Below are 22,756 nucleotides of genomic sequence, written 5' to 3' on the forward strand. Positions count from 1 at the left end.
GTGGTGGACGTGGGCATGGGCGAAAGAGGCTGAAATGCGTGTTGGACAGTGCAAATGCAAGCCGCCGGGAAGACGGCAATAATGCCCGCGACCCATCCTAAATGATCCGAAGGAACATCCATGCTCAGAGGCAAGACGGCGCTCGTCACAGGCTCCACCAGCGGTATCGGACTCGGGGTCGCGCAGGCGCTGGCGCGCCAGGGCGCGAACCTGGTGCTCAACGGTTTCGGCGATGTGGAGGAGCCCAAGCGGCTGGTCGCCGAAGCGGGCAAGGCCTTCGGCATCAGCGTCAGCCACCATGGCGCGGACATGTCCAAGCCGGATCAGATCGCCGACATGATGGCCTTCGCCGCCAAGGGCAGCGGCCAGGTGGACATCCTGGTCAACAACGCCGGCATCCAGCATGTGGCGAAGATCGAGGACTTTCCCGCCGAGAAGTGGGACGCCATCATCGCCATCAACCTCACCAGCGCCTTCCACACCACCCGGCTGGCGCTGCCGGCCATGCAGGCGGCGAACTGGGGCCGCATCATCAACATCGCCAGCACCCACGGGCTGGTGGCCTCGATGCAGAAGTCGGCCTATGTGGCGGCCAAGCACGGCATCGTGGGCTTCACCAAGGTGGCGGCGCTGGAGAACGCCACGACGGGGGTCACCGTCAATGCGATCTGCCCGGGCTGGGTGCTGACGCCGCTGGTGCAGAAGCAGATCGACGAGCGGGCCGCCAAGGACGGCAAGTCGGCCGATGAGGCCAAGCGCGAGCTGCTGGGGGAAAAGCAGCCTTCGCTGCAGTTCACCACGCCCGAGGAACTGGGCGAGCTGGCCGTCTTCCTGTGCTCGCCCGCCGCCAACAATGTGCGCGGCGTGGCCTGGCAGGTGGATGGCGGCTGGACGGCGCAGTAGGCCGTTCCCTGCTTACTTCATCTGCACAGAGCCGGACACGTTCACCGTGACCGTGCTCTTGCCGGCTTCCACCGGCACCGGCGCATCCGCCGATGCGGCCTTGGCCTCCATGGCCATCATGCGCGGACGCGGCATGGGCGAGGAATCGCTGGTGTTCACCGCCACCTCACGCAGGGTGTAGCCCTGGAAGCCGAAGCTGCGGCTGAGATCCGTGGCCTTGGCCTTGAAGCGCTCGATGGCCTGCGACTGGGCATCGCCTTCCACCTTGGCGCGCTGTTCGCGGCTCAGGAAGAAGCCGGTGCGGGCCAGCGTCAGGCTGGAGATGCGGCCCGCCGCCGTGGTGATGCGCGGGAAGTCGCGACCCTCCAGCACCAGTTCCGCCGTGCCCTGCCAGCTGGCGATCTTGCCTTCCTTGGAATAGCGCGGGTAGAGGCCGAAACTGCCGGTGCGCACATCGAGCTGGCCGGGCGACGCGTTCTTCTTCGCCTCGGTCAGGGCCGCGTCCAGCGCGGTCTTCAGCTGGGCCTGCACCACGGCCGGGTCGGCGCCCTCCTTGGTGGTCGACAGCACCATGCTCAGCATGTCTTGCGCCACCTCGACCTGGCCGTCGACCGACAGCTGGACCACGTTCTGCGGCTGCGGCGCCGGCACGCCCTGGGCCTGCACGGTGGCGGCGCCCAGGGCCAGGACCAGGGCGGGGACGACCGGCAAAAGAGTTGAGATAGCGCGCATAAGCTCCTGATTGTGTTGGGATGAAGTTCGGTTTTCAGAACAGGCGGAACCATAGCGGCAGGCGTGCGCGAACACTCCGCAGGCCGAGGCAAGACTTGTAACAATTGACAAAACGCGGCAAAACCAGCTGTCCGCCGCCCACACAATGCGGCTGTTACAAATAACGAGACCTCCATGACGCAACCCGTAGCCGCACGTACCGACAAGATCCTGGTGGTCGACGACGATGCCCGAATCCGTGACCTGCTGCGCCGCTATCTGACGCAGGAGGGCTTCGAAGTGATGGTCGCCGAAGACGGCAAGGCCCTCAACCGCATCCTGCTGCGCGACACGGTCGACCTGATCGTGCTGGACCTGATGATGCCGGGCGAAGACGGCCTTTCCATCTGCCGCCGCCTGCGCGCCGCCAACGACCGCACCCCCATCATCATGCTCACCGCCAAGGGCGAGGACGTGGACCGCATCGTCGGCCTGGAAGTGGGCTCCGACGACTATCTGGGCAAGCCCTTCAATCCGCGCGAACTGCTGGCCCGCATCCACGCCGTGCTGCGCCGCCGCCCGCCGCCGGAAGCACCGGGCGCGCCGTCCGGCGAGAACGAAGTGGTCAATTTCGGCCCCTTCACCTTCGACCTGGGCACCCGCGCCCTGCAGAAGAGCGGCGACGAACTGCCCCTGACCACCGGCGAATTCGCCATGCTGAAGGCCCTGGTGCGCCATCCGCGCCAGCCGCTGTCGCGCGAAAAGCTGGCGTTGCTGGCACGCGGCCGCGAGTTCGAGCCCTTCGACCGCAGCCTGGACGTGCAGATCTCGCGCCTGCGCAAGCTGGTCGAGGTCGATGCCGCCGCGCCGCGCTACATCCAGACGGTCTGGGGCGTGGGTTATGTCTTCGTGCCGGACGGCACCAATTGACGCGGCCGACAGCCCTCATCCCTTCGCCTCGCCGGCCAGCGGCCCTTCAGACACCATGAGCGCCGCGCCCTCCCCACCCAGCACGCTGAGCCCCGTAGAAGCCGAAGAAGCCGTAGAAGTACGGCCCAAGCGGGTGGGGCTCAACCTCTTCTGGCGCACCTTCTTCCTGCTGGCCATCCTGCTGGTCGGCAGCATCATGGCGTGGCTGCACACCCTGCTGTCGCTGGAGTACGAGCCGCGTGCACTGCACACCGCGCAGCAGATCGCCTCGCTGGTCAACCTGAGCCGGGCGGCGCTCATCCACGCGGATGCGATCGCGCGGGTCTCGCTGATCAAGACCATGGCCGACCAGGAAGGCGTGCGTATCCTGCCGCGCGAGCCGGGCGACCGATTCGAGCCGATGGTGGGCGACCGTTTCGGCGGGCGCATGACCGACGAGCTGGTCGAGCGCCTCGGCCAGGGCACGGTGGTGGCGCAGAGCGTCAACGGCGAGAAGGGCCTGTGGGTGGGTTTCGTCATCAATGGCGACTCCAACTGGCTGCTGCTCGACCAGGCGCGCTTCAGTCCGTCCAGCGGCACGATCTGGCTGGTGTGGCTGGTGACGGCCGCCGTGCTGTCGCTGGCCGGCGCGGCCGCCATCACGCGGCTGATCAACCGGCCGTTGAAGCAACTCTCCAGGGCGGCCAACCGGGTGCGCGAAGGCGATTTCGCCGCCAGCGAACTCGACGAGCAGGCCCTCACCACCGAGATCCGCGAGGTCAACGTCGGCTTCAACCGCATGGCGCGCCGCCTGGCGGAGCTGGAACAGGACCGCGCCGTGATGCTGGCCGGCATCTCCCACGACCTGCGCACGCCCCTGGCCCGCCTGCGCCTGGAAACCGAGATGAGCGTGGCCGACGACGACGCGCGCGACCACATGGTGGCCGACATGGCCCAGCTCGACGCCATCATCGACAAGTTCCTGGACTACGCCCGGCCCGATCATGTGAACCTGCATCCGCTGCTGCTGAGCGATGTGGTGGCCTCCTGCGTCTATGCGGTGGAAGACCATGACGAGTTGAAGATCCAGGTCGACATCCCCGACGGCCTGCGGGTGATGGCCGACGGCACCGAGCTGGCCCGGGTGGTGTCGAACCTGATCGAGAACGCCCGCCGCTACGGCAAGTCGCCCGGGCTGGACGTGGCCGAGGTGGACATCGGCGCCTACGTGCCCACCACCGGCCGCGACAGCGGCAATGTGGTGGTCACCGTGCGCGACCATGGCGTGGGGGTGCCGCCGGAGTCCCTGGTCCACCTGACCAAGCCCTTCTTCCGGGGCGATACGGCGCGCACTTCCGCAACCGGCGCGGGACTCGGCCTGTCCATCGTGGACAAGACCCTGCGCCGCATGGGCGGCAGCTTCCAGGTGTCGAACGCCCGCACCGGCGGTTTCCTGGCACGGCTGGAACTCACCCGCGCCCCTGCGCAGGACGGCAGCGAGAAACCGCCCGCCGCGGCCAATGGCGAAAAACGCTCCTGGCGCCCTTCGGTCGTGGCGCGGCGCGTGCTGCCCCGGCCCTCGCTACCGAAGTAGCAGCACGACGGCGCGGGCCTCCATGCTGAGGCCCTCGCCGACCGGGCCCAGCTTTTCGGCCGTCTTGGCCTTCACGTTCACGGCGTCCGTTTCCAGGCCCAGCACCTCGGCGATGCGGGCACGGATCGCCGCCTTGTAGGGCGCCAGCTTGGGCGCCTGGGCGATCACGGTGCAGTCCACATTGCCGAGCCGCCAGCCCAGTTCCGTCACGCGGCGCATGGCCTCGGCCAGCAGCACGGCGGAATCCGCGCCCTTGAACTTCGCGTCGGTATCGGGGAACAGCGTGCCGATATCGCCCAGGCCCGCCGCGCCCAGCAGCGCATCGGTGATCGCATGCAGCAGCACGTCGGCATCCGAATGGCCGAGCAGGCCCTTGATATAGGGTACCTCGACGCCGCCCAGGATCAGTCGCCGCCCCTCGACCAGGGCATGCACATCCCAGCCCTCGCCCACACGCATCTGATTCATCCGATTTCCCTCGCGGCCAGGACCGCTGCGGCCAGGAGGAAATCCTCCGGCCATGTCACCTTGAAATTCTGTGCGCCGCCGGGCACCAGCCGCGGCTGCAGGCCCAGGGCCTCGATGGCGCTGGCCTCGTCGGTCACGCCGGAGCCGGCGGCACGCAGGGCATCGGCCAGCATGCCCAGGCGGAACATCTGCGGCGTCTGCGCCAGCCAGCGGTCGCGGCGGTCCAGCGTGGTGTGGGCGCGATCGCCATGGGCGGCCTTCAGCGTGTCGGCCAGGGGCTGGGCCAGCAGGCCGCCGACGGCGTCGTCCAGGCAGGCGTCGATCAGCGCGTCGATGCGGCCGGGCGTGACCAGGCAGCGGGCGGCGTCGTGCACCAGTACCCAGTCGTCGGCGGCGGCGCCGCGCTCGGCCAAGGCTGTCAGGCCATGGGCCACCGTCAGGGCGCGGGTGGCGCCACCGCAGGCCACCACGGCGAAGCGGCGGTCTTCCAGCGCCTGATGCTCGAAGAACTTGTCGCCCGGCGCCACCACCAGCAAGCCGCCGGCCAGGCGCGTCACGCCGGCCAGCGCGGCCAGGGTGTGCATCACCATCGGCCGGCCGGCGATCGGCTGGTACTGCTTGGGTTCGTCCCCGCCGGCACGCGAGCCATGGCCAGCGCAGGGCACGAGCGCCCAGAGGCGCGGCGGGGAAATCGAGGAATCGGGCATGCGGACGAGACTCGGGGGGCTGGGGGCTTGGAAAAGGACGCCGCGCTGCCAGATGTCACAGCGGGCAAAGCGTCGCATTCTAGAATCGACCGCAGTCCCTGTTGCCACCCCCCGTCCCTGCGCCGGGGGGTGTTCGTATTTGCCGCGTGCATTTTGAGCTTGCCCCGACTTATGGATCTGCCCCGCCTCGTTCCCGGAAAACGCTTCACGCTGCCGCGCCCGCCGGGCTCGGCCGACGCGCTGCTGCTGGGCCGGCTCGGCCTGCGCGAAGCCGCCGCCGGGCGGCGCACCGCCATCGTCACCTCGGATGCCAACGACGCCCAGCGCCTGCTCGAAGAGATCGCCTTCTTCGCGCCCACCCTGCGCTGCGCCCTGTTCCCCGACTGGGAGACCCTGCCCTACGACACCTTCTCGCCCCACCAGGACCTGATCAGCGAGCGCCTGGCCGCCCTCTGGCGCATCTCCCAGGGCGAGGCCGACGTGGTGCTGGTGCCGGCCACCACCGCGCTCTACCGCGTGGCGCCGCCCGCCTTCCTGGCCGGCTACACCTTCCATTTCAAGGTCAAGCAGAAACTCGACGAAGCCCGGCTGCGCGCCCAGCTCACCCTGGCCGGCTACAGCAACGTGACGCAGGTGGTCAGCCCCGGCGAATACGCGGTGCGCGGCGGCCTGATCGACCTCTACCCCATGGGCTCGGCCGTGCCCTACCGCGTGGACCTGTTCGACGACGAGATCGACTCGATCCGCACCTTCGATCCCGACACCCAGCGCAGCCTCTACCCCGTGCCCGAAGTGCGCCTGCTGCCCGGCCGCGAGTTCCCGATGGACGACGATGCCCGCGCGCGTTTTCGCAGCCGCTGGCGCGAAATGCTCGAAGGCGACCCCACCCGCAGCCGCATCTACAAGGACATGGGCGCGGGCGTGGCCACCGCCGGCATCGAGTACTACCTGCCGCTGTTCTTCGACGAGACCGCCACCGTCTTCGACTACCTGGGCGCCGACGCCACCGTGGTGCTGCACGGCGACATCGAACCCGCCTTCCAGCGCTTCTGGCAGGACACCCGCGACCGCTACCGCCTGGTGCACGGCGACAGCGAACGCCCGGTGCTGCCGCCCGATGCCCTCTTCCTGAGCGCCGACCAGTTCTACACGCGGGCCAATGCCCATGCCCAGCTGGCGCTGCGTTCGTCCGATGCCAGCCATGCCGACGAACGTTTCGAGCGCCTGCCCGAGCTGTCGGTTGTGCGCGGCGCCGAAGACCCGCTCGCCCGCTTCAAGGCCCACGCCAAGACCAGCGCCCACCGCCAGCTGGTGCTGGCCGAGAGCGACGGCCGGCGCGAGAGCCTGCTCGACTTCCTGCGCGCCAGCGGCGTGCAGCCGCCGGCCTTCGACAGCCTGGAGGCCTTCCAGGCCGCGGGCGACGAGAAGATCGGCATCGCCACCGCCCCGCTGGCCGCCGGCTTCGTCTGGACCGGCGAGGCGATCGACTTCATCACCGAGACCGAACTTTTCGCCGCCGGCCCCACCACCCGGCGCCGTCGCCGGCAGGAGCAGGTCAGCGACGTCGAGTCCCTCATCAAGGACCTGGCCGAACTCAAGGTGGGCGACCCCATCGTGCATGTGCAGCACGGCATCGGCCGCTACCTGGGCCTGGTCAACCTCGACCTGGGCCAGGGCGACAGCGAATTCCTGCACCTGGAATATGCCGACAAGGCCGCGCTGTACGTGCCGGTGTCGCAGCTGCACCAGGTCGGCCGCTACACCGGTGTGTCGGCCGACGAGGCGCCGCTGCACAAGCTGGGCAGCGCCCAGTGGGACAAGGCCAAACGCAAAGCCGCCGAACAGGTGCGCGACTCGGCCGCCGAGCTGCTCAACATCTACGCCCGCCGCGCGCTGCGCCAGGGCCATGCCTTCCGTTTCTCGGCCGCCGACTACGAGATCTTCTCCAACGACTTCGGCTTCGACGAAACCCCGGACCAGCGCGCCGCCATCCACGCCGTGGTGCAGGACATGATTTCGCCCCGCCCCATGGACCGCCTGGTCTGCGGCGACGTGGGTTTCGGCAAGACGGAAGTCGCCCTGCGCGCCGCCTTCATCGCCGTCACCGGCGGCAAGCAGGTCGCCCTGCTGGCGCCCACCACCCTGCTGGCCGAGCAGCACTACCAGACCCTGGTGGACCGCTTCTCCAAGTGGCCGGTGAAGATCGCCGAGATGAGCCGCTTCCGCTCCGCCAAGGAGATCGCGGGCGCCGCCAAAGGCCTGGAGGACGGCCAGGTCGACATCGTCGTCGGCACCCACAAGCTGCTCAGCGAATCGGTGAAGTTCAAGAACCTCGGCCTGCTGATCATCGACGAGGAGCACCGCTTCGGCGTGCGCCACAAGGAGCAGATGAAGGCCCTGCGCTCCGAAGTCGACGTGCTCACGCTGACGGCCACGCCTATCCCCCGCACGCTCGGCATGGCGCTGGAAGGCCTGCGCGACCTGAGCGTGATCGCCACCGCGCCGCAGCGCCGTCTGGCCATCAAGACCTTCGTGCGCAGCGAGAGCAACGGCGTGATCCGCGAGGCCGTGCTGCGCGAGCTGAAGCGCGGCGGCCAGGTCTACTTCCTGCACAACGAGGTCGAGACCATCGAGAACCGCCGCCAGAAACTCGAGGAGATCCTGCCCGAGGCCCGCATCGCCGTGGCCCACGGCCAGATGCCCGAGCGCGAGCTGGAGAAGGTGATGCGCGACTTCGTCGCCCAGCGCTACAACCTCCTGCTGTGCTCCACCATCATCGAGACCGGCATCGACGTGCCTACCGCCAACACCATCGTGATGAGCCGCGCCGACAAGTTCGGCCTGGCCCAGCTGCACCAGCTGCGCGGCCGGGTGGGCCGCAGCCACCACCAGGCCTATGCCTACCTGATGGTGCCGGACATCGAGGGCCTGACCAAGCAGGCCCAGCAGCGGCTCGAAGCCATCCAGCAGATGGAAGAACTCGGTTCCGGCTTCTACCTGGCCATGCACGACCTGGAGATCCGCGGCACCGGCGAAGTGCTGGGCGAGAACCAGAGCGGCAACATGATGGAGATCGGTTTCCAGCTCTACAACGAGATGCTGTCCGAGGCGGTGCGCTCGCTCAAGGACGGCAAGGAGCCCGACCTGCTCGCCCCGCTCTCGGCCACCACCGAGATCAACCTGCACGCCCCCGCCCTGCTGCCCGAGGACTACTGCGGCGATGTGCACCTGCGCCTGTCCTTCTACAAGAAGCTGGCCACCGCGAAGAACGCCGACCAGATCGACCGTCTGCTGGAAGAGATCGTCGACCGCTTCGGCAAGCTGCCGCCGCAGGCCCAGACCCTGATCGACGTGCACCGCCTGCGGGTGCTGGCCAAGCCCTACGGCGTGGCCAAGGTCGATGCCGCGCCGGGCGTGACCAACATCACTTTCAAGCCCAACCCGCCGATCGATCCGATGCGCATCATCGAACTCATCCAGAAGAACCGGAAGGTCAAGCTGGTGGGCAACGAGAAGCTGCGCATCGAACGCGAATTGCCCGACCCCAAGGACCGCGCCCAGATGGTCCGGGACGTGCTTCGCAGCCTCGGCCAGCCGCTGGCCGACACCTCCGCCAAAACCCCCGCCTGACTCTTTTTTTCTCCGACGACATGAGCACGACTCCCCTGCCCGGCCTGGTGCTGCGCGGCATCCAGGCCCCCCTGCCCCTGGCCGATTTCAAGCTGATCGCCTTCGACATGGATTCGACGCTGATCAACATCGAATGCATCGATGAGATCGCCGACGCCGTCGGCAAGAAGGCCGAGGTGGCCGCGATCACCGAGGCCACCATGCGTGGCGAGATCGCCGATTTCCGCGAGAGCCTGCGGCGGCGTGTGGCCCTGCTCGAAGGCGTGCCGGTCGAGGCGCTGCAGCAGGTCTATGACCAGCGCCTGCAGCTCAACCCCGGCGCCGACATCCTGGTCGCCGCCTGCAAGGCCGCCGGCATGAAGGTGCTGCTGGTCTCGGGCGGTTTCACTTTCTTCGCCAACCGGGTGAAGGACCGGCTCGGCATCGACTTCGCCCGCTCCAACCTGCTGGATGAGCGCGGCGGCAAACTCACCGGCCGCATCGTGGAGCAGAGCTGGGGCGCCATCTGCGACGGCGCGGAAAAACGCCGCACGCTGATCGAGGTGGCTTCGCTGATGGGCATCTCGCCGCAGCAAGCGATCGCCGTGGGAGACGGCGCCAACGACCTGCCGATGATGGGCGAGGCCGGGCTCTCCGTCGCCTATCACGCCAAGCCCAAGGTGCGCGAGCAGGCCAAGGTGTCGATCGAGGAAGGCGGGCTCGACCGACTGCTCGAAGTGCTGGCCTGAGCCGCTACTTCAGCTGCCGCTGCAGGAGCACCACCGCCGCAGCGGCCAGGGCCAGCAGCGCCAGCACGCCGTAGAGCTGCTGGCAGGAGTGCAGCAGCGTCTGCTGCGCGGCCACGGACAGGGCCCCGTCCATCGCGGCCGGCGCGCCATGGGCGATCTGGCGGTTCTCCAGCGCGATCGCGGCCATGGCGCCCGAGAAGGAGCCGGCCAGCTGGCGCATCAGGTTCTTGCTCTGGTAGCCGTGGGCGAAGGCCTCGTCGCTCAGGCTGCGGAAGGTCAGGCCCGCCACCGGCAGCACCAGCATCACGCCGAACATGCCCTTGGCGATCAGGCCGGGCAGCAGCGCCCAGGCGGAGGCATCGGACGGCAGCAAGGCGAACATCAAGGCCGCCACGGCCAGCGCAGCCGCGCCGGCGGTCATCATGGGCTTCTTGTTCGGCATCTTCGCCGCCAGCTTGATGTAGCCATAGGCGACGGCCAGGCTCACCAGCGCCGAGAAGCTCGCCATCCAGCCCACGGCGGCCAGCGGAAAACCCAGGCCATGCTCCGCGAAGATGGGGAACAGGTAGTTGCTGGCGTTCGACAGCAGGTAGTGCAGGAAATACAGCAGCAGCCCCATGCCATAGACCGGGTTGCGTAGCTCGCGCAGGCGCAGCAGCGGCTCGTGGTGGCGCCACTGTTGCCACAGGAAGGCCAGCAGCAGCGCAGCGCCCGCCACCGCCATCGCCGCCAGCGGGGCGGGCCGGGCGAACACGTCATAGGGCGCCAGGGACAGTCCCAGCTGCAGCAGCGTGAGCGCCACTGCCACCATCAGCAGGGGCGTGACGGCCCAGCGCACCGGTTCGCCGCCGCGGCCCGCGCCGTCCGGCAGCAGGCGCCAGCAGCCGGCCATGGCCAGGGCGCCCAGCGGCAGGATCGCCAGGAAGATCCAGCGCCAGCCCCAACCCTCGACGAAGCCGGCCGCCATCAGCGGCGCGCAGGCGCTCATGCCGAACAGGATCAGCATGTAGTGCTTGACCGCCAGCCCGCGCTCCTTGGCCCCGAACAGCATCGGGATCAGCACCCGCGAACTGGTGAACAGCGCGCCCCCGCCGAAGCCCTGCACCAGCCGCGCGGCCGACAGCTGCAGGATGTCCTGCGACGCTGCCGAGGCCAACGCCCCCGCCAGGAAGATCGCCAGCGACACCGTCAGGTAGCGCCGGTAGCCGAAGTGCCGCGACAGCCACTGCTGCAGCACGATCATCACCATGCTGCCGATGGCGTAGGCCGCCTGCGCCTGGGCGAACTCGCGCGGCGCCGCATGCACCCCGCCCACGATGTAGCTGGCGGCGAAGACGAACATGCCGTTCTCCAGGAACTCCAGGCCGACCAGCAGGCCCAGGAGCAGCATCAGCAGGCGTTGTTTGTCGCGGTGCCAGGACAGGGCCGCGCTCATGCCGGGTCCTGGCCCAGCAGGGCCGCATGCACCGGCCGCAGGATCGCCAGTGCAGCGCGCGTGGCTTCGGTGCCCACCGAACTCCAGCCTTCCAGGTAGGCCGCATGCACCACCGGCGCGGCCTTCTTCAGCAGCCGGCCGCCGACGGCGGTCAGCGCCAATTGCAGGGCGCGGCGGTCCGCCTTGGCCGGCGAGCGCTGCGCCAGGCCCTTGCCCTCCAGGCCGTCGAGCAGGCGGGTGACCTGCACCCGGCTCGCATCCAGCGTGGTGCCCAGGTCCGAGGGCCGCAGCGGCTCGACCGCGTCGTCGTTGATCAGCACCAGCGCCAGATATTCGCGCATCGAAATCCCGAAGGGCGCGAGCGCCGCGTCCACCTTGGCTTCCAGCAGATGGCCGACGCGGAACACCAGGCGCGAGGCGGCGATGGCATCCGCGATCTCCGGCGGGCGGCCGGCCAGCAGGCGATCCAGGCGAGAAGGGCCCGTCATTCAAACACTCCGATATGATTTCAAATGAAATTATATCGAATGCAATCAAACCGGCGCAAGCGCGTTCAGGAAGGCCTGCTCCACCCGGTCGATGCGCCGATTGCCGCCATCGGCTGCGCGCCGCACCAGCGCCATTTGCCGCACCGGCGCCTGCCGGCCCAGGCTCACCTCCCGCACCGGATAGGCACCCAGCAGTTCGGGCCGCAATTCCGGCAGCACCGATACACCGATGCCCATCGCCACCATGGCCACGATGGCCTCCACGCCCGGCAGGTCGACCAGGGCCTGCTTGTTGGGTACCAGCGAATCCACGAACCGCGCGGCCAGCTTGCCGGCGACCAGTTCGCGGTCGATGCGGATCCAGGGCTGCGCCCGCAGCGTGTCGGCCACGCCGCCCGGCGTCAGCGAATCGGGCACCAGCAGCACGAAACGCTCCCGGCCCAGGTCGGTCCAGCGCAGGCGGCTCGATCCCCCGGTGGACGGTCGGAACACCACGGCCACGTCCAGCAGCCCGGCCTTCAGGCTGTTGAGCAGCCCTGGCGTGGTGCCGCGCTCGATCTGCAGCTGGATCTGCGGCGCCTGCCGCTGCAGGTCGGCGAAGGCGCGCGGCAGCAGCGTGGTCTGGGCCGATTCGGTGATGCCCAGGCGCACCCGGCCGGCCAGCTCCAGGTCGGCCACGTTGCGCAGGGCCTCGATGTCCTCGATCGCCCGGTCTACCGTGCGGGCGAGCTGCTCGGCGAAGGGCGTGGGCCGCACGCTGCGGCCGGAGCGGTCGAACAGCGGCTGGCGGAAATACTCCTCCAGCTGCTTCATCTGCAGGCTGACCGCGCTGGGTGTCACGTTCACATGCTCCGCGGCGGCCGCGAAGCTGCCGTGGCGCAGCACCGCCGTCAATGTGGCGAGCGAGTGGAATTTCATGAGGATTTCTTGAGGGTGGAACGACGAATCATCGCGCGTCGAAACCGGTGGCGCCACTAGCATCGGCGCATGCAGCCCACCATCGACCTCGAGAACTACCCCGTCTTCAGCCATACCGCGCCGCCCAACTCGCTGGCGCGGCAGATTCCGCCCCGGCTGCGCCGCATGCTGTCGCTGGACGATTTCGAAGTCGCCGCGAAGAAACACCTGCCCGCGCCGATCTTTGCCTATGTGTCCGGCGGCTGCGAGACCGACCGCAGCCTGGGCCGCAACCGCAGCGTGTTCGAGGACTACGAATGGGTCAGCCGGGCGCTGGTCAACACCTCGAAACGCACGCTGGCCACCGAGCTGTTCGGCAAGCGCTGGGCCGCGCCCTTCGGCATCGCGCCCATGGGCATCAGCGCCCTGTCGGCCTATCGCGGCGACCTGATCCAGGCGCAGGCGGCCGCGGCCACCGGCATCCCGATGATCATGAGCGGCTCCTCGCTGATCCGCATGGAGGACGTCGCCCAGGCCAACCCCGACGCCTGGTTCCAGGCCTATGTGCCGGGCGAGAACGACCGCATCCTGGCCCTGCTCGACCGCGTCGAGGCCGCCGGCTTCGGCACCCTGGTGGTGACGGTGGACGTGCCCGTCTCCGGCAACCGCGAGAACAATATCCGCGCCCGTTTCTCCACCCCGCTGCGGCCCGGCCCGCGCCTGGCCTGGGACGGCATCACCCATCCCGGCTGGCTCTTCGGCACCGCCCTGCGCACGCTGGTGAACCACGGCATGCCGCATTTCGAGAACTCGCATGCCAAGCGCGGCGCGCCCATCCTGGCCTCGAACGTGATGCGCGACTTCGGCGCGCGCGACCACCTGAGCTGGGAGCATTTCGCGCTGATCCGCCAGCGCTGGAAGGGCCGGCTGATCGTCAAGGGCATCCTGCATGTGGACGATGCCCTGCGCGCCCGCGACGAGGGTGCCGACGGCATCGTGCTGTCCAACCACGGCGGCCGTCAGCTCGACGGCGTGGTGGCGCCGCTGCGGGTGCTGCCGGCGGTTCGTGCGGCGCTGGGAGCGGACTACCCGCTGATGATCGACAGCGGTTTCCGCCGCGGCAACGATGTGCTGACCGCGCTGGCCCTGGGCGCCGACTTCGTCTTCGTCGGCCGGCCCTTCAACTACGCGGGCGCCATCGCCGGCCAGCCGGGCGTGCAGCATGCGATCGGCGTGCTGGCCTCCGAGATCGCCCGCAACATGGCCTTGCTCGGTGTGCAGAGCCCGTCCGAAGTCGGCCCGCAGCACCTGATGCCCTCATGAATGTTGCGCAAATGTAAAGACGGGAAGCGTCCTGGGGAATAATCGGGCCGACTCAACAGACGCTGCCGCTTCCCCGTTCCCCATGAAGAAAACCGTGATCGCCTTTGCCTGCGGCGTGCTTGTCACCCTGGCCGCCGTAACCGCCTACGACGCGGTCGAGCATGTGGAACGCATGCCGGACCCGTCCGAAGCTTCGATCTCGATGCCGCTGGCCAGTTACGAAGCGCCCGAAGCCCGGGTCACGCAGGGCAAGCCCAACTTCCGCGGAACCGCGTACGCCACCTCGGCCGATGGCAAGACCGTCTCCGGCATCTGGGCCGCCGACGGCCCTTCCACCTTCGACTGGACCTATGCCGGCGACGAAGCCGTCTACATCCAGGAAGGGCTGGCCGAGGTGAGCTACCAGGGCCGCAAGTTCACGCTGAAGCCCGGCGACCACGCTTTCTTCCACGTGGGCACCGTGGCGACCTGGACGGTGCCGCAGCATGTGCGCAAGTCCTGGACGGTGCACGGCGCCAACCGCCTGGTGCGGTGGTGGCGCGACATGACCGACGGGGCCTGAGGCCGGTCAGCCGCCGTGCATGCGCACCCAGCGCACGATGTCGGCGGCGCCCATGGCGCCGGCCTGGCGGGCCACTTCCCGGCCGCCCTTGAACAGCGCCAGCGTGGGAATGCTGCGGATGTTGAAGCGCGAGCCCAGCGCCGGCACCGCCTCGGTATCCACCTTGGCCAGGCGCATCGCAGGCTCCAGCTGGCCTGCCGCCTGCTCGTAGGCCGGCGCCATCTGCCGGCAGGGGCCGCACCAGGGCGCCCAGAAATCCACCAGCACCGGGATGTCGCTGCGGCCGATATGGCGCTCGAACGCGGCCTGGTCCAGCGCCACCGAATGGCCGGTGAACAGCGGCTGGTGGCACTTGCCGCAATCGGCCTGCGCCCGGTCGTCCGCCGCCACCCGGTTGGTGGTGTGGCAGTGCGGACAGACGATGTGCTGCGGATCGCTCATGCCCGTCTCCCGCTCAGGTGGGAGATGCCGCCGGACGGCTGGCGCGGGCGATGAACTCGCGCGCGGCCAGCTCGGCCGCGGTGGCCAGCTCCAGCTGGGTGCGGCACAGGCCGGCCTGCTCGTAGTAGAGGTTCTCGTAGATCGTCGCGGCGGCCGGCGAGGCGCTCAGCAGCGCATCGGTGGCGGCATCGCGCGGCAGGGTCTTGAGTTCTTCCGCGAGACGGTGCGCCACGTCGCGGTACTGGGCCGCATCGGCATGGTTGCCGGCTTCGAGGCGTTCCAGCAGCCCTGCCAGCAGGGCTGCGTTACGGGGAAGGGTTTGCTTGGTGGAGGTGCTCATGCAGGGAAGCTGAGGGCGCCCCCGCCACTTGCAAGAGGGCCGGCTTCAGGGCGGCTCGGGGCCGACGGGCGGCGGCTCCTCACCCGGCATGCCGCTGGCGGCCACACCCACCGAGGCGGCCACCACACACAGGATCGCCAGCCACTGGATGGCGCCCAGCCGCTGGTGCAGGAACAGCCAGCCCGACATCGCGCCCAGCACCGGCTCCAGGCTCAGCAGCACACCGAAGGTCTGGGTCGGCAGGCGGCGCAGCGCGAACATCTCCAGCGAATACGGCAACGCGCTCGACAGCAGCGCCAGCGCCAGGCCGGCGCCCAGCATCGCCGGTGTCAGCAGATGGCTGCCGGCCGTCATCACACCGAAAGGCAGGGCCAGCAGCGTGCCCACCGACAGGCCCAGCGCCAGCGCCGGCCCCGGGTTGCGCCGCGCCACCCGTTTGCCCAGCACGATGTAGGCCGCCCACAGCGCACCGGCGGCCAGCGCGAAACCCAGCCCGCGCGGATCGAGCGAGCGCGCGAAATCGCCCATCGGCAGCAGCAGCGCGATGCCGGCGGCCGCCACGGCGATCCAGATGAAATCGCGGCTGCGATGCGAATGCGTGACCGCCACCGCCAGCGGCCCGAGCAGCTCGATGGCGATCGCCACGCCCAGCGGCACCGTGCGCAGCGACAGGTAGAAGCACAGGTTCATGCCGCCCAGCGCCAGCCCGAACAGCAGCACACCGCCCAGTTCGCGCCGCTCCCATCGCACCCGCCAGGGCCGCCAGAAGATCAGCAGCAGCAGCGATGCGAAACCCACCCGCAGCAAGGTCGTGCCGGTGGCACCCACCCGCGGGAACAGCTGGGTGGCGAACGAGGCACCCGCGGCCAGCGAGGCCATGGAGCCCACCAAAGCCAGCACGGCGGGCCAGTTGCTGGCACCGCCGTGCGTGGAGGATGGGGATGAAGCGGCGGGCGCTTCGTTCAAGGCTGACTCACGTCGGACAACAGATCAGGGGTAGAGGCCGCGTTCCTGGCGGGCCGCCAGGATGCGTTCGCAGGACACGGTGAAGGTGGCGGTGCGAAGGCTGATCTTATGCTGGTCGGCCGTGTCCCAGATGTGGTTCAGGGCATTCACCATGATCTGGTCCAGGCGCTGGTTGATCTCGTCCTCGGTCCAGAAGAAGGAGGAGAAATCCTGCACCCATTCGAAGTAGGACACGGTCACGCCGCCGGCATTGCAGATCACGTCGGGCACTACCAGCACGCCGCGCTCGGCCAGGATGTCGTCGGCCTCGGGCACCGTCGGGCCGTTGGCGCCTTCGAGCACCAGCTTGGCCTTGGTCTTGCGGGCGCGCTCGGCGGTCACCTGGCCTTCCAGGGCGGCGGGGATCAGGATGTCGCACTCCACGTCCCAGAAGGCTTCGTTGTCGATGCGCTCGGCACCGGCCAGGCTGACCACGCCTTCGCGGCGGCCGGCTTCCATCAGCTTGGCCACGTCGAAACCGTCGCCGTTGAAGACGGTGCCGGTGTGGTCCTGCACCGCCACCACCTTGGCGCCGGCCTCGGCGAAGAGTTCGGCGGCGATCGAGCCCACGTTGCCGAAGCCCTGCACCGCGACACGGGCGCCGCGCAGGTCCAGGCCGATGCGGCGGGCGGCTTCGCGGCCGGTGACGAAAACACCGCGGCCGGTGGCCTTCACGCGGCCCAGCGAACCGCCCAGGTGGATCGGCTTGCCCGTCACCACGCCGGTGGCGGTGGCGCCGGTGTTCATGGAGTAGGTGTCCATCATCCAGGCCATGATCTGGGAATTGGTGTTCACGTCCGGCGCGGGGATGTCCTGCTGCGGGCCGATGATCAGGCCGATCTCGCTGGTGTAGCGGCGGGTCATCTTCTCCAGCTCGTTCATCGAGAGCTTCTTGGGATCGACCCGGATGCCGCCCTTGGCGCCGCCGTAGGGCAGGTTCACCGCGGCGCACTTCACCGTCATCCAGGCCGACAGGGCCATCACTTCTTCCAGCGTGACGTCGGGGTGGAAACGCACGCCGCCCTTGCCGGGGCCGCGCGAGAGGTTGTGCTGGACGCGATAGCCCTCGAAGTGGGCGATGGTGCCGTTGTCGAGTTCGATCGGCACGTCCACGATCAGCGCGCGCTTGGGGCGCTTCAGGGTTTCCGACCAGCGCTGCAACTTGCCCAGGTAAGGCATCACGCGGTCGACCTGCGAGAGGTAGGTGCCCCAGGCGCTGGTGGGCGTCGGCTGCACGAAGGACAGCGCGTTGAGCTGCATGGCGTTGGTGGTGGACGTACTCATGATGACAAGACCCTTGGGTTGCGAAAGAGAAGCGATGGCGCACGATAACGCGGACGCCGGTCCAGCCCAAGAGCCCATGCAGCGGCCGTATGCATGTTATGCATAGATGGCCATAAGACCTTCCAACACCCTGCCGCCCGCGTGGGCGGGGCCGTCATCCACGACAATCGGCCCTCCCCCGCTCCGTCCCAGGGCCCCTCGCCGGCCCAGCCTCCATGCCCTTTTCCGCCCTCGGCCTTTGTCCCGAACTCGTCCACGCCATCGGCGCCCTCGGCTTTTCCGTGCCGACGCAGATCCAGGCCGAGGCCATCCCGCCAGCCCTGAACGGTGCCGACCTGCTGGCCACCGCCCAGACCGGCTCGGGCAAGACCGCCGCCTACGCCCTGCCCCTGCTGCAGCGCCTGCCCGCTGCCGCGCCCGACCGGCGCCGCCCGGTGCGCGCCCTGGTGCTGGTGCCCACGCGCGAGCTGGCGGTGCAGGTGGGTGAGCTGCTGGCCGAACTGGCCGCGGCCCTGCCGCAGCAGCCGCGGGTGGCGGTGGTCTACGGCGGGGTCTCGATCAACCCGCAGATGATGGGATTGCGCGGCGGCGCGGAAGTGGTGGTCGCCACGCCCGGCCGCCTGCTCGATCTGATCGAGCACAACGCCCTGCGCCTGTCGGCCGTCGAGACCCTGGTGCTGGACGAAGCCGACCGGCTGCTGGACCTGGGTTTCGCCGAAGAACTGAAGCGTGTGCTGGCCCTGCTGCCCGCGCGCCGCCAGAACCTCTTTTTCTCCGCCACCTTCCCGCCCGAGGTCGAGGCCCTGGCCCAGGGCCTGCTGCACGAGCCGGTGCGCATCGCCATCGCCGCGACGGACGAAGGCAAGCCCGACATCCACCAGCGCGCCATTCGGGTCGACACCTCCCGCCGCACCGCCCTGCTGCGCCACCTGCAGAAGGAGCACGGCTGGAAGCGTGCGCTGGTCTTCATGGCCACCCGCTACGCCGCCGAGACGGCGGCCGACAAGCTCTACAAGAACGGCGTCTTCGCCACCGCCTTCCACGGCGACCTGAGCCAGGGCGCGCGCCAGCAGATCCTCGACGAGTTCAAGACCGGCCGCTGGGACCTGCTGCTGACCACCGACCTGGCCGCGCGCGGCATCGACATCGAGGCCATGGGTGTGGTCGTCAACTACGACCTGCCGCGCTCGGCCGTGGACTATGTGCACCGCATCGGCCGCACCGGCCGCGCCGGCGCCAGCGGCACCGCGATCAGCTTCGTCAGCGCGTCGACCGAGGCGCACTTCCGCCTGATAGAGAAACGCAACGGCCTGGCGATCCCGCGCGAGACGATCGCCGGCTTCGAACCGGTGGAAGTGGAAGCACCGCAGGCCGCGCCCTCGGCCGAGACGCTGGCCGGCACGGGCGGCGTGAAGGGCAAGCGGCCGAGCAAGAAGGACAAGTTGCGGGCCGCTGCTGCGTTGGCAGCGGCCGCTGGGGACAAGACGAAGGCCTAGTCGTCTTCGCCGAAATGGACGCTGTCGGCGTCCGGCGCCGAGCCCGGTTCACGCGGCTTGCGCACGCCGTGGGCGGCGAGGATCTCCACATAGAAGCTGTCGGCACCGGCCGCGGCGGCCGCGTTCACCGAGTCGATCAGGCTGCCCAGGTGCACCCGTTCGGCGGTCTCCTGCGTGAGGCCGAAGCGGCAGTCGAAGTCCCAGAAATCCACGCCGGCGGGCAGGTCGCGGCGGCGTTCGCGCTTCAGGTATTTGCGGATGTCGTGCTTGGCCGCGTCCAGCAGGCGGTCGCGGTTCTTGCCTTCGATGGCAAGCGAAAAAGTTTTTCTCATGCCGGATTATCGCGGCGTGGCCTCAAAGGGCTTTTGCCAGGCGGGCGATGCCATCCTTGATCCTGGCGACGTCGGCCGTGGCGAAGCTCAGCCGCAGGGTCGCGACATCGGGCTTCTCGGCGAAGAAAGGCGCACCGGGCACGAAGGCCACCAGCTGCTCGATGGCCTTCTTGGCGAAGGCGCTGGCATCGGTCGGGCCGCCATTCGCACCGGTCAGGCGCGCCCAGAAGAACAGGCCGCCCTGCGGCTTGGTGAAGGTGACGGCGTCGCCCAGATCGGCCTTCAGCGCGTCGGCCATGGCATCGCAGCGCCCGGCATAGACCTGGCGCACACGGGCCAGCGTGGCGGGCATGCGGCCGCTCTTCAGGTACTGGGCGGCGGTGGCCTGGGCGAAGGTGCTGGTGTGGGCATCGCTGAACTGCTTGCACATCACGGCGTTGGCCAGCAGCGCGGGCGGGGCGATCATCCAGCCCACACGCAGGCCGGGGCTCAGCACCTTGCTCATGCTGCCGCAGTGCACCAGCAGCTCGCGGCTGCCGGGCACCTGGGCGGTGAGGGCCATCAGGCTGGGCGGCGGCGGGGTTTCGGTGAAGTACAGGTCGCCGTAGGGGTCGTCCTCCACGATCACGGTGTTGTGCTTCACCGCCATCTCCAGCACCTTCTTGCGGCGTTCCAGGTTCAGCAGCGCGCCGCTGGGATTGCCGAAGGTGGGAATCAGGTAGACGAACTTGGGCCTGTGTTCCTCGATCAGCTTTTCCAGCTCGTCGGTCTTCACGCCCTCGCCGTCGATCGGCGCGCTGATCAGCTGCGCGCCGTAGAGGCGGAAGCACTGGATGGTGGCCAGGAAGGTCGGGCCTTCCACGATCACCTTGTCGCCCGGGCCGATCAGCGTCTTGCCGATCAGGTCCAGCGCCTGCTGGCTGCCGGTGGTGACGATCAGGCCCTGCGGCGCCACGTCCACGCCCTTGCCCTTCATGAAGGCCGACAGCTCGCTGCGCAGCGGCTCGTAGCCCTCGGTGGCGCCGTACTGCAGGGCGCCCGCCTCGTCCAGCGCACGCTGGCTGGCTTCGCGGATGCCGTCCACGTCGAACATCGCGCTGTCCGGAAAACCGCCCGCGAAACTGACGATGCCGGGCGTTCCCAGCAGCTTGAAGAGTTCACGGATGGCGGAGGTTTCGACGTTCTGGAGGCGGTCGGCGAATTGCATGGCGGCAGGAGCGATGAGTCTTTGAGGAGGTTTCGCGCGCTGGCGCCAGGCGGTGAACCGGCTCTTGGCAGTACGCGAAGCCTTCCATTGTCGCAGTGCTCGCGGACCCGTGCCCGCCAAGGCAGTGCGTTAAAACACGTGGGCGTACACGGCGGGGCCGCCCTCCCCTCCCTTGCGGGCTTCGAGGAGGTCGCCCTTCTTCACGCTGCCTCGGCCCAGATGCCGGAACCCCGTGGACACACCGTGCCCGTACCAGTACGACACCCCACCATTATCAATATGGCCAAAATAATCCCCATTGAGATAAAATCCACAGTAAATCTTGTCGGCAAATATCTTCTCGGAAATTTTCATCCAGAGATAATTCCCCTCGAGCTTAAGCTCAATCTCATAGGGAAAATCAACACTTTCGTGCGACTCATGTAGCAGTGTGATCCAAGCGGCCATGCCAGGATTCTTCTCCGGCGCCGGCACCACGAGGACCGGCTTATTCAATTCCAGAGTAAAAGCCTTGCCAGCAGGCCAATATTCCAGGAATCCACCGGGACGCATCAGCTCCGTCGTGTGCCCGCGGCAATCCAGCCGGTTCTGATTGGCGTTTAAAATCAAGGTCTTCTGCTCGGCCGACTTGTTGGCTGGCGTTTCAATTGGCGTATAGCTGCTGGCGCCGGGATAGGTCAAGGTACTCTCAATGCCGGGCATGACATACCTGGCAAACACTGTGCAATAGTCGTAAGGCCCGATCAGCTTGAAGCCGTCTTGCTGCAGCACTAATTCCGTTCCATTGACTCGAAGATAGGTCGGCATTTTGAGATCCATGGTCAAATCATCTGCGTCATTAGATGACCGCAATGCCAGCAGCCATTCATGCGCCGCGTGGGCCGAACGGCTCACCCGAACCGGCGTGGCAATGCAGGCGGCCTGCCGCCGGACCATGGCCTCGCCGCGATCACTCGTTGAGCAGCATGAATTCGATGCCCAGTTCCGGCGCGTGAGTGGGCGCGGGTCGGACGGTTCGAGGCGTGTTCAGCCGCAAGGTGAAGTTGGGCGGAACGGGCCATTGCGTCATCGCCCCGCCGGGGGGGCCGTACTGGGCAGCGATCCCGCTCCATGTCGTGCTGCTCAGATCGGCATTCGACATCTTGACTTTGCGCTCGGCCTGCTTGTCCGGCGGAGTCTCGATGGGAGGGCCAAAGGGCAAGCCGTCGAGCCGAACCCATTCGATATCCGGATTGCTGAACGAGACGATCAGGTGGGCGCCGTCGAGCACGATGCCCAACACGATCTGGTCCGATCTCAGGTAATACACCATGTCGCCGCCAATCTTCAGATAGGTCGCCATATCGTGGCCCTCCAGCATGAGCGATCGATTGTTGGGTTCTCCTTTCCATTTCCCAATAGACCACTAGCGCCATCCAGGGACACCGGGCCTAGACTCGCCGCATGAAAGTCGCCGACATCACCCCTTTCTTCGCCACCCTGCAGGTCGCCAATCCCGAGCCTAAAACCGAGCTGGAATACACCACGCCCTTCGAACTGCTGGCCGCCGTGCTGCTGTCGGCGCAGGCCACCGATGTCGGCGTGAACAAGGCCCTGGCGAGGCTCTGGCCGCTGGCCAACACGCCGCAAGGTCTGCTGGACCTGGGGCTGGAGAAGGTGGAGGCCTCGATCAAGACCATCGGCCTCTATCGCAACAAGGCGAAGAACCTGCTGGCCACCTGCCGCATCCTGGTGGACCAGTACGGCGGCGAGGTGCCGCAGACCCGCGACGCGCTGGAGTCGCTGCCCGGCGTGGGCCGCAAGACGGCCAATGTGGTGCTGAACGTGGCCTTCGGCGCGGAAACCATGGCGGTCGACACGCACATCTTCCGCGTCTCCAACCGCACCGGCCTGGCGCCGGGCAAGGATGTGCTGGCGGTGGAGATGAAGCTGATGAAGCGCATCCCCAAGCCCTTCATGCTGCATGCCCACCACTGGCTGATCCTGCACGGGCGTTATGTCTGCGTCGCCCGCACGCCCAAGTGCTGGCAATGCGCGGTGGCGCAGTACTGCGACTACAAGCCGAAGACACCGGCGCCGCGCACCCGCTGAGCCAGGCGCAGCCGCCGGCCCGGGTGCCGCTTCGCCCGACGGCGCGGTGCTTCGGCTCCCGGCGCCCCGGCCGACGGCCTTGCCGAAAACATGCTCGCCACCATCCGACATCGATAAGGCTTTGCGCATGTTTTCTTCGCCCGGCGCGTTCAACGCTTCGCCAGTGCCCTTTTCCGCGGACCGGGCGCTGCACCGGTACCAGCCG

General features: G+C 68.3%; 23 protein-coding genes. 9 read left to right on the forward strand and 14 right to left on the reverse strand.

The genetic code is table 11. From position 1 onward, the window contains the following. The first annotated feature begins 120 nt into the window (after positions 1-120). Positions 121-903 carry a 3-hydroxybutyrate dehydrogenase gene (locus GT347_RS02785; protein ID WP_160550522.1) on the forward strand — a complete coding sequence of 261 codons (783 nt, stop codon included), beginning with the start codon at positions 121-123 and terminating at the stop codon, positions 901-903. Between the two features lie 12 nt (positions 904-915). On the opposite strand, the gene GT347_RS02790 is transcribed toward GT347_RS02785, so the two are convergent. Beyond that, entirely contained in the window at positions 916-1,635 is a 720-nt protein-coding gene (locus tag GT347_RS02790) for an SIMPL domain-containing protein (RefSeq protein ID WP_160550523.1), read from the reverse strand. Positions 1,636-1,809: 174 nt separating this feature from the next. On the opposite strand from GT347_RS02790, the gene ompR reads away from it, so the two are divergent. Both ompR and GT347_RS02800 read left to right on the forward strand, forming a co-directional pair. Then, entirely contained in the window at positions 1,810-2,544 is a 735-nt protein-coding gene (gene ompR, locus GT347_RS02795) for an osmolarity response regulator transcription factor OmpR (RefSeq protein ID WP_160550524.1), read from the forward strand. Positions 2,545-2,599: 55 nt separating this feature from the next. After that, positions 2,600-4,117, forward strand: a complete 1,518-nt coding sequence (locus tag GT347_RS02800; protein WP_160550525.1) for a sensor histidine kinase — start codon at positions 2,600-2,602, stop codon at positions 4,115-4,117. On the opposite strand, the gene ispF is transcribed toward GT347_RS02800, so the two are convergent. Beyond that, on the reverse strand, positions 4,106-4,576 hold the full coding sequence (gene ispF, locus GT347_RS02805; protein WP_195812417.1) for a 2-C-methyl-D-erythritol 2,4-cyclodiphosphate synthase: 471 nt from the start codon (positions 4,574-4,576) through the stop codon (positions 4,106-4,108). The genes GT347_RS02800 and ispF overlap by 12 nt on opposite strands. A gap of 5 nt (positions 4,577-4,581) precedes the next feature. After that, entirely contained in the window at positions 4,582-5,292 is a 711-nt protein-coding gene (ispD, locus tag GT347_RS02810; protein WP_160550527.1) for a 2-C-methyl-D-erythritol 4-phosphate cytidylyltransferase, read from the reverse strand. Positions 5,293-5,463: 171 nt separating this feature from the next. Here ispD and mfd point away from each other — a divergent pair, with 171 nt between their 5' ends. Together mfd and serB are read left to right on the forward strand one after the other, a co-directional pair. After that, entirely contained in the window at positions 5,464-8,922 is a 3,459-nt protein-coding gene (gene mfd / locus GT347_RS02815; protein WP_160550528.1) for a transcription-repair coupling factor, read from the forward strand. Between the two features lie 20 nt (positions 8,923-8,942). Then, positions 8,943-9,650, forward strand: coding sequence for a phosphoserine phosphatase SerB (gene serB / locus GT347_RS02820; RefSeq protein WP_160550529.1), 708 nt, complete (start codon positions 8,943-8,945; stop codon positions 9,648-9,650). Positions 9,651-9,654: 4 nt separating this feature from the next. Here serB and GT347_RS02825 read toward each other — a convergent pair whose 3' ends face one another. Genes GT347_RS02825 through GT347_RS02835 form a run of 3 tightly spaced genes read right to left on the reverse strand, consistent with a single transcriptional unit; the run spans position 9,655 to position 12,491 of the window. After that, complete coding sequence (locus tag GT347_RS02825; RefSeq protein WP_160550530.1) at positions 9,655-11,085, reverse strand: MFS transporter; 1,431 nt, start codon at positions 11,083-11,085, stop codon at positions 9,655-9,657. Further along, on the reverse strand, positions 11,082-11,573 hold the full coding sequence (locus GT347_RS27900; RefSeq protein WP_326830380.1) for a MarR family winged helix-turn-helix transcriptional regulator: 492 nt from the start codon (positions 11,571-11,573) through the stop codon (positions 11,082-11,084). The genes GT347_RS02825 and GT347_RS27900 overlap by 4 nt, the downstream gene beginning before the upstream one ends. A gap of 45 nt (positions 11,574-11,618) precedes the next feature. Next, positions 11,619-12,491 carry a LysR family transcriptional regulator gene (locus GT347_RS02835; RefSeq protein ID WP_160550531.1) on the reverse strand — a complete coding sequence of 291 codons (873 nt, stop codon included), beginning with the start codon at positions 12,489-12,491 and terminating at the stop codon, positions 11,619-11,621. A gap of 165 nt (positions 12,492-12,656) precedes the next feature. On the opposite strand from GT347_RS02835, the gene GT347_RS02840 reads away from it, so the two are divergent. Both GT347_RS02840 and GT347_RS02845 read left to right on the forward strand, forming a co-directional pair. Then, positions 12,657-13,793: an alpha-hydroxy acid oxidase gene (locus GT347_RS02840; protein ID WP_229722881.1), complete on the forward strand. Its 1,137-nt coding sequence runs from the start codon at positions 12,657-12,659 to the stop codon at positions 13,791-13,793. Positions 13,794-13,875: 82 nt separating this feature from the next. Continuing rightward, positions 13,876-14,355: a cupin domain-containing protein gene (locus tag GT347_RS02845; protein WP_160550533.1), complete on the forward strand. Its 480-nt coding sequence runs from the start codon at positions 13,876-13,878 to the stop codon at positions 14,353-14,355. 6 nt (positions 14,356-14,361) lie between these two features. Here the strand turns inward: GT347_RS02845 and trxC are convergent, their stop codons facing one another. Genes trxC through GT347_RS02865 form a run of 4 tightly spaced genes read right to left on the reverse strand, consistent with a single transcriptional unit; the run spans position 14,362 to position 17,425 of the window. After that, positions 14,362-14,796 (reverse strand): thioredoxin TrxC, encoded by a 435-nt coding sequence (gene trxC, locus GT347_RS02850; protein ID WP_160550534.1) that lies wholly within the window; start codon positions 14,794-14,796, stop codon positions 14,362-14,364. Positions 14,797-14,809: 13 nt separating this feature from the next. After that, the gene (locus GT347_RS02855) at positions 14,810-15,136 is read right to left on the reverse strand and encodes a hypothetical protein (RefSeq protein ID WP_229722644.1); all 327 of its coding nucleotides are present in this window, start codon (positions 15,134-15,136) and stop codon (positions 14,810-14,812) included. A 45-nt stretch (positions 15,137-15,181) separates the two neighbouring features. Then, a complete protein-coding gene (locus GT347_RS02860; protein ID WP_229722646.1) occupies positions 15,182-16,102 on the reverse strand; it encodes an EamA family transporter in 921 nt (306 codons plus the stop codon). 24 nt (positions 16,103-16,126) lie between these two features. Next, positions 16,127-17,425, reverse strand: coding sequence for a Glu/Leu/Phe/Val family dehydrogenase (locus tag GT347_RS02865; protein ID WP_229722647.1), 1,299 nt, complete (start codon positions 17,423-17,425; stop codon positions 16,127-16,129). A gap of 215 nt (positions 17,426-17,640) precedes the next feature. Here GT347_RS02865 and GT347_RS02870 point away from each other — a divergent pair, with 215 nt between their 5' ends. Further along, complete coding sequence (locus GT347_RS02870; protein WP_160550535.1) at positions 17,641-18,921, forward strand: DEAD/DEAH box helicase; 1,281 nt, start codon at positions 17,641-17,643, stop codon at positions 18,919-18,921. Here the strand turns inward: GT347_RS02870 and GT347_RS02875 are convergent. The 4 genes from GT347_RS02875 to GT347_RS02890 all read right to left on the reverse strand — a co-directional run bounded on the left by GT347_RS02875 (position 18,918) and on the right by GT347_RS02890 (position 21,802). Further along, positions 18,918-19,253 (reverse strand): DUF6172 family protein, encoded by a 336-nt coding sequence (locus tag GT347_RS02875; protein ID WP_160550536.1) that lies wholly within the window; start codon positions 19,251-19,253, stop codon positions 18,918-18,920. The genes GT347_RS02870 and GT347_RS02875 overlap by 4 nt on opposite strands. Positions 19,254-19,275: 22 nt before the next feature. Continuing rightward, positions 19,276-20,460 carry an aminotransferase-like domain-containing protein gene (locus GT347_RS02880; protein ID WP_160550537.1) on the reverse strand — a complete coding sequence of 395 codons (1,185 nt, stop codon included), beginning with the start codon at positions 20,458-20,460 and terminating at the stop codon, positions 19,276-19,278. 129 nt (positions 20,461-20,589) lie between these two features. After that, complete coding sequence (locus GT347_RS02885; protein WP_160550538.1) at positions 20,590-21,396, reverse strand: hypothetical protein; 807 nt, start codon at positions 21,394-21,396, stop codon at positions 20,590-20,592. 13 nt (positions 21,397-21,409) lie between these two features. Beyond that, entirely contained in the window at positions 21,410-21,802 is a 393-nt protein-coding gene (locus GT347_RS02890; protein ID WP_160550539.1) for a hypothetical protein, read from the reverse strand. A 101-nt stretch (positions 21,803-21,903) separates the two neighbouring features. Between GT347_RS02890 and nth the strand changes: the two genes are divergently transcribed. Then, a complete protein-coding gene (gene nth / locus GT347_RS02895; protein WP_160550540.1) occupies positions 21,904-22,551 on the forward strand; it encodes an endonuclease III in 648 nt (215 codons plus the stop codon). The last annotated feature ends 205 nt before the right edge of the window (positions 22,552-22,756 follow it).

Origin of the sequence: Xylophilus rhododendri, assembly GCF_009906855.1 — a bacterium.
Taxonomy (GTDB): domain Bacteria; phylum Pseudomonadota; class Gammaproteobacteria; order Burkholderiales; family Burkholderiaceae_C; genus Xylophilus; species Xylophilus rhododendri.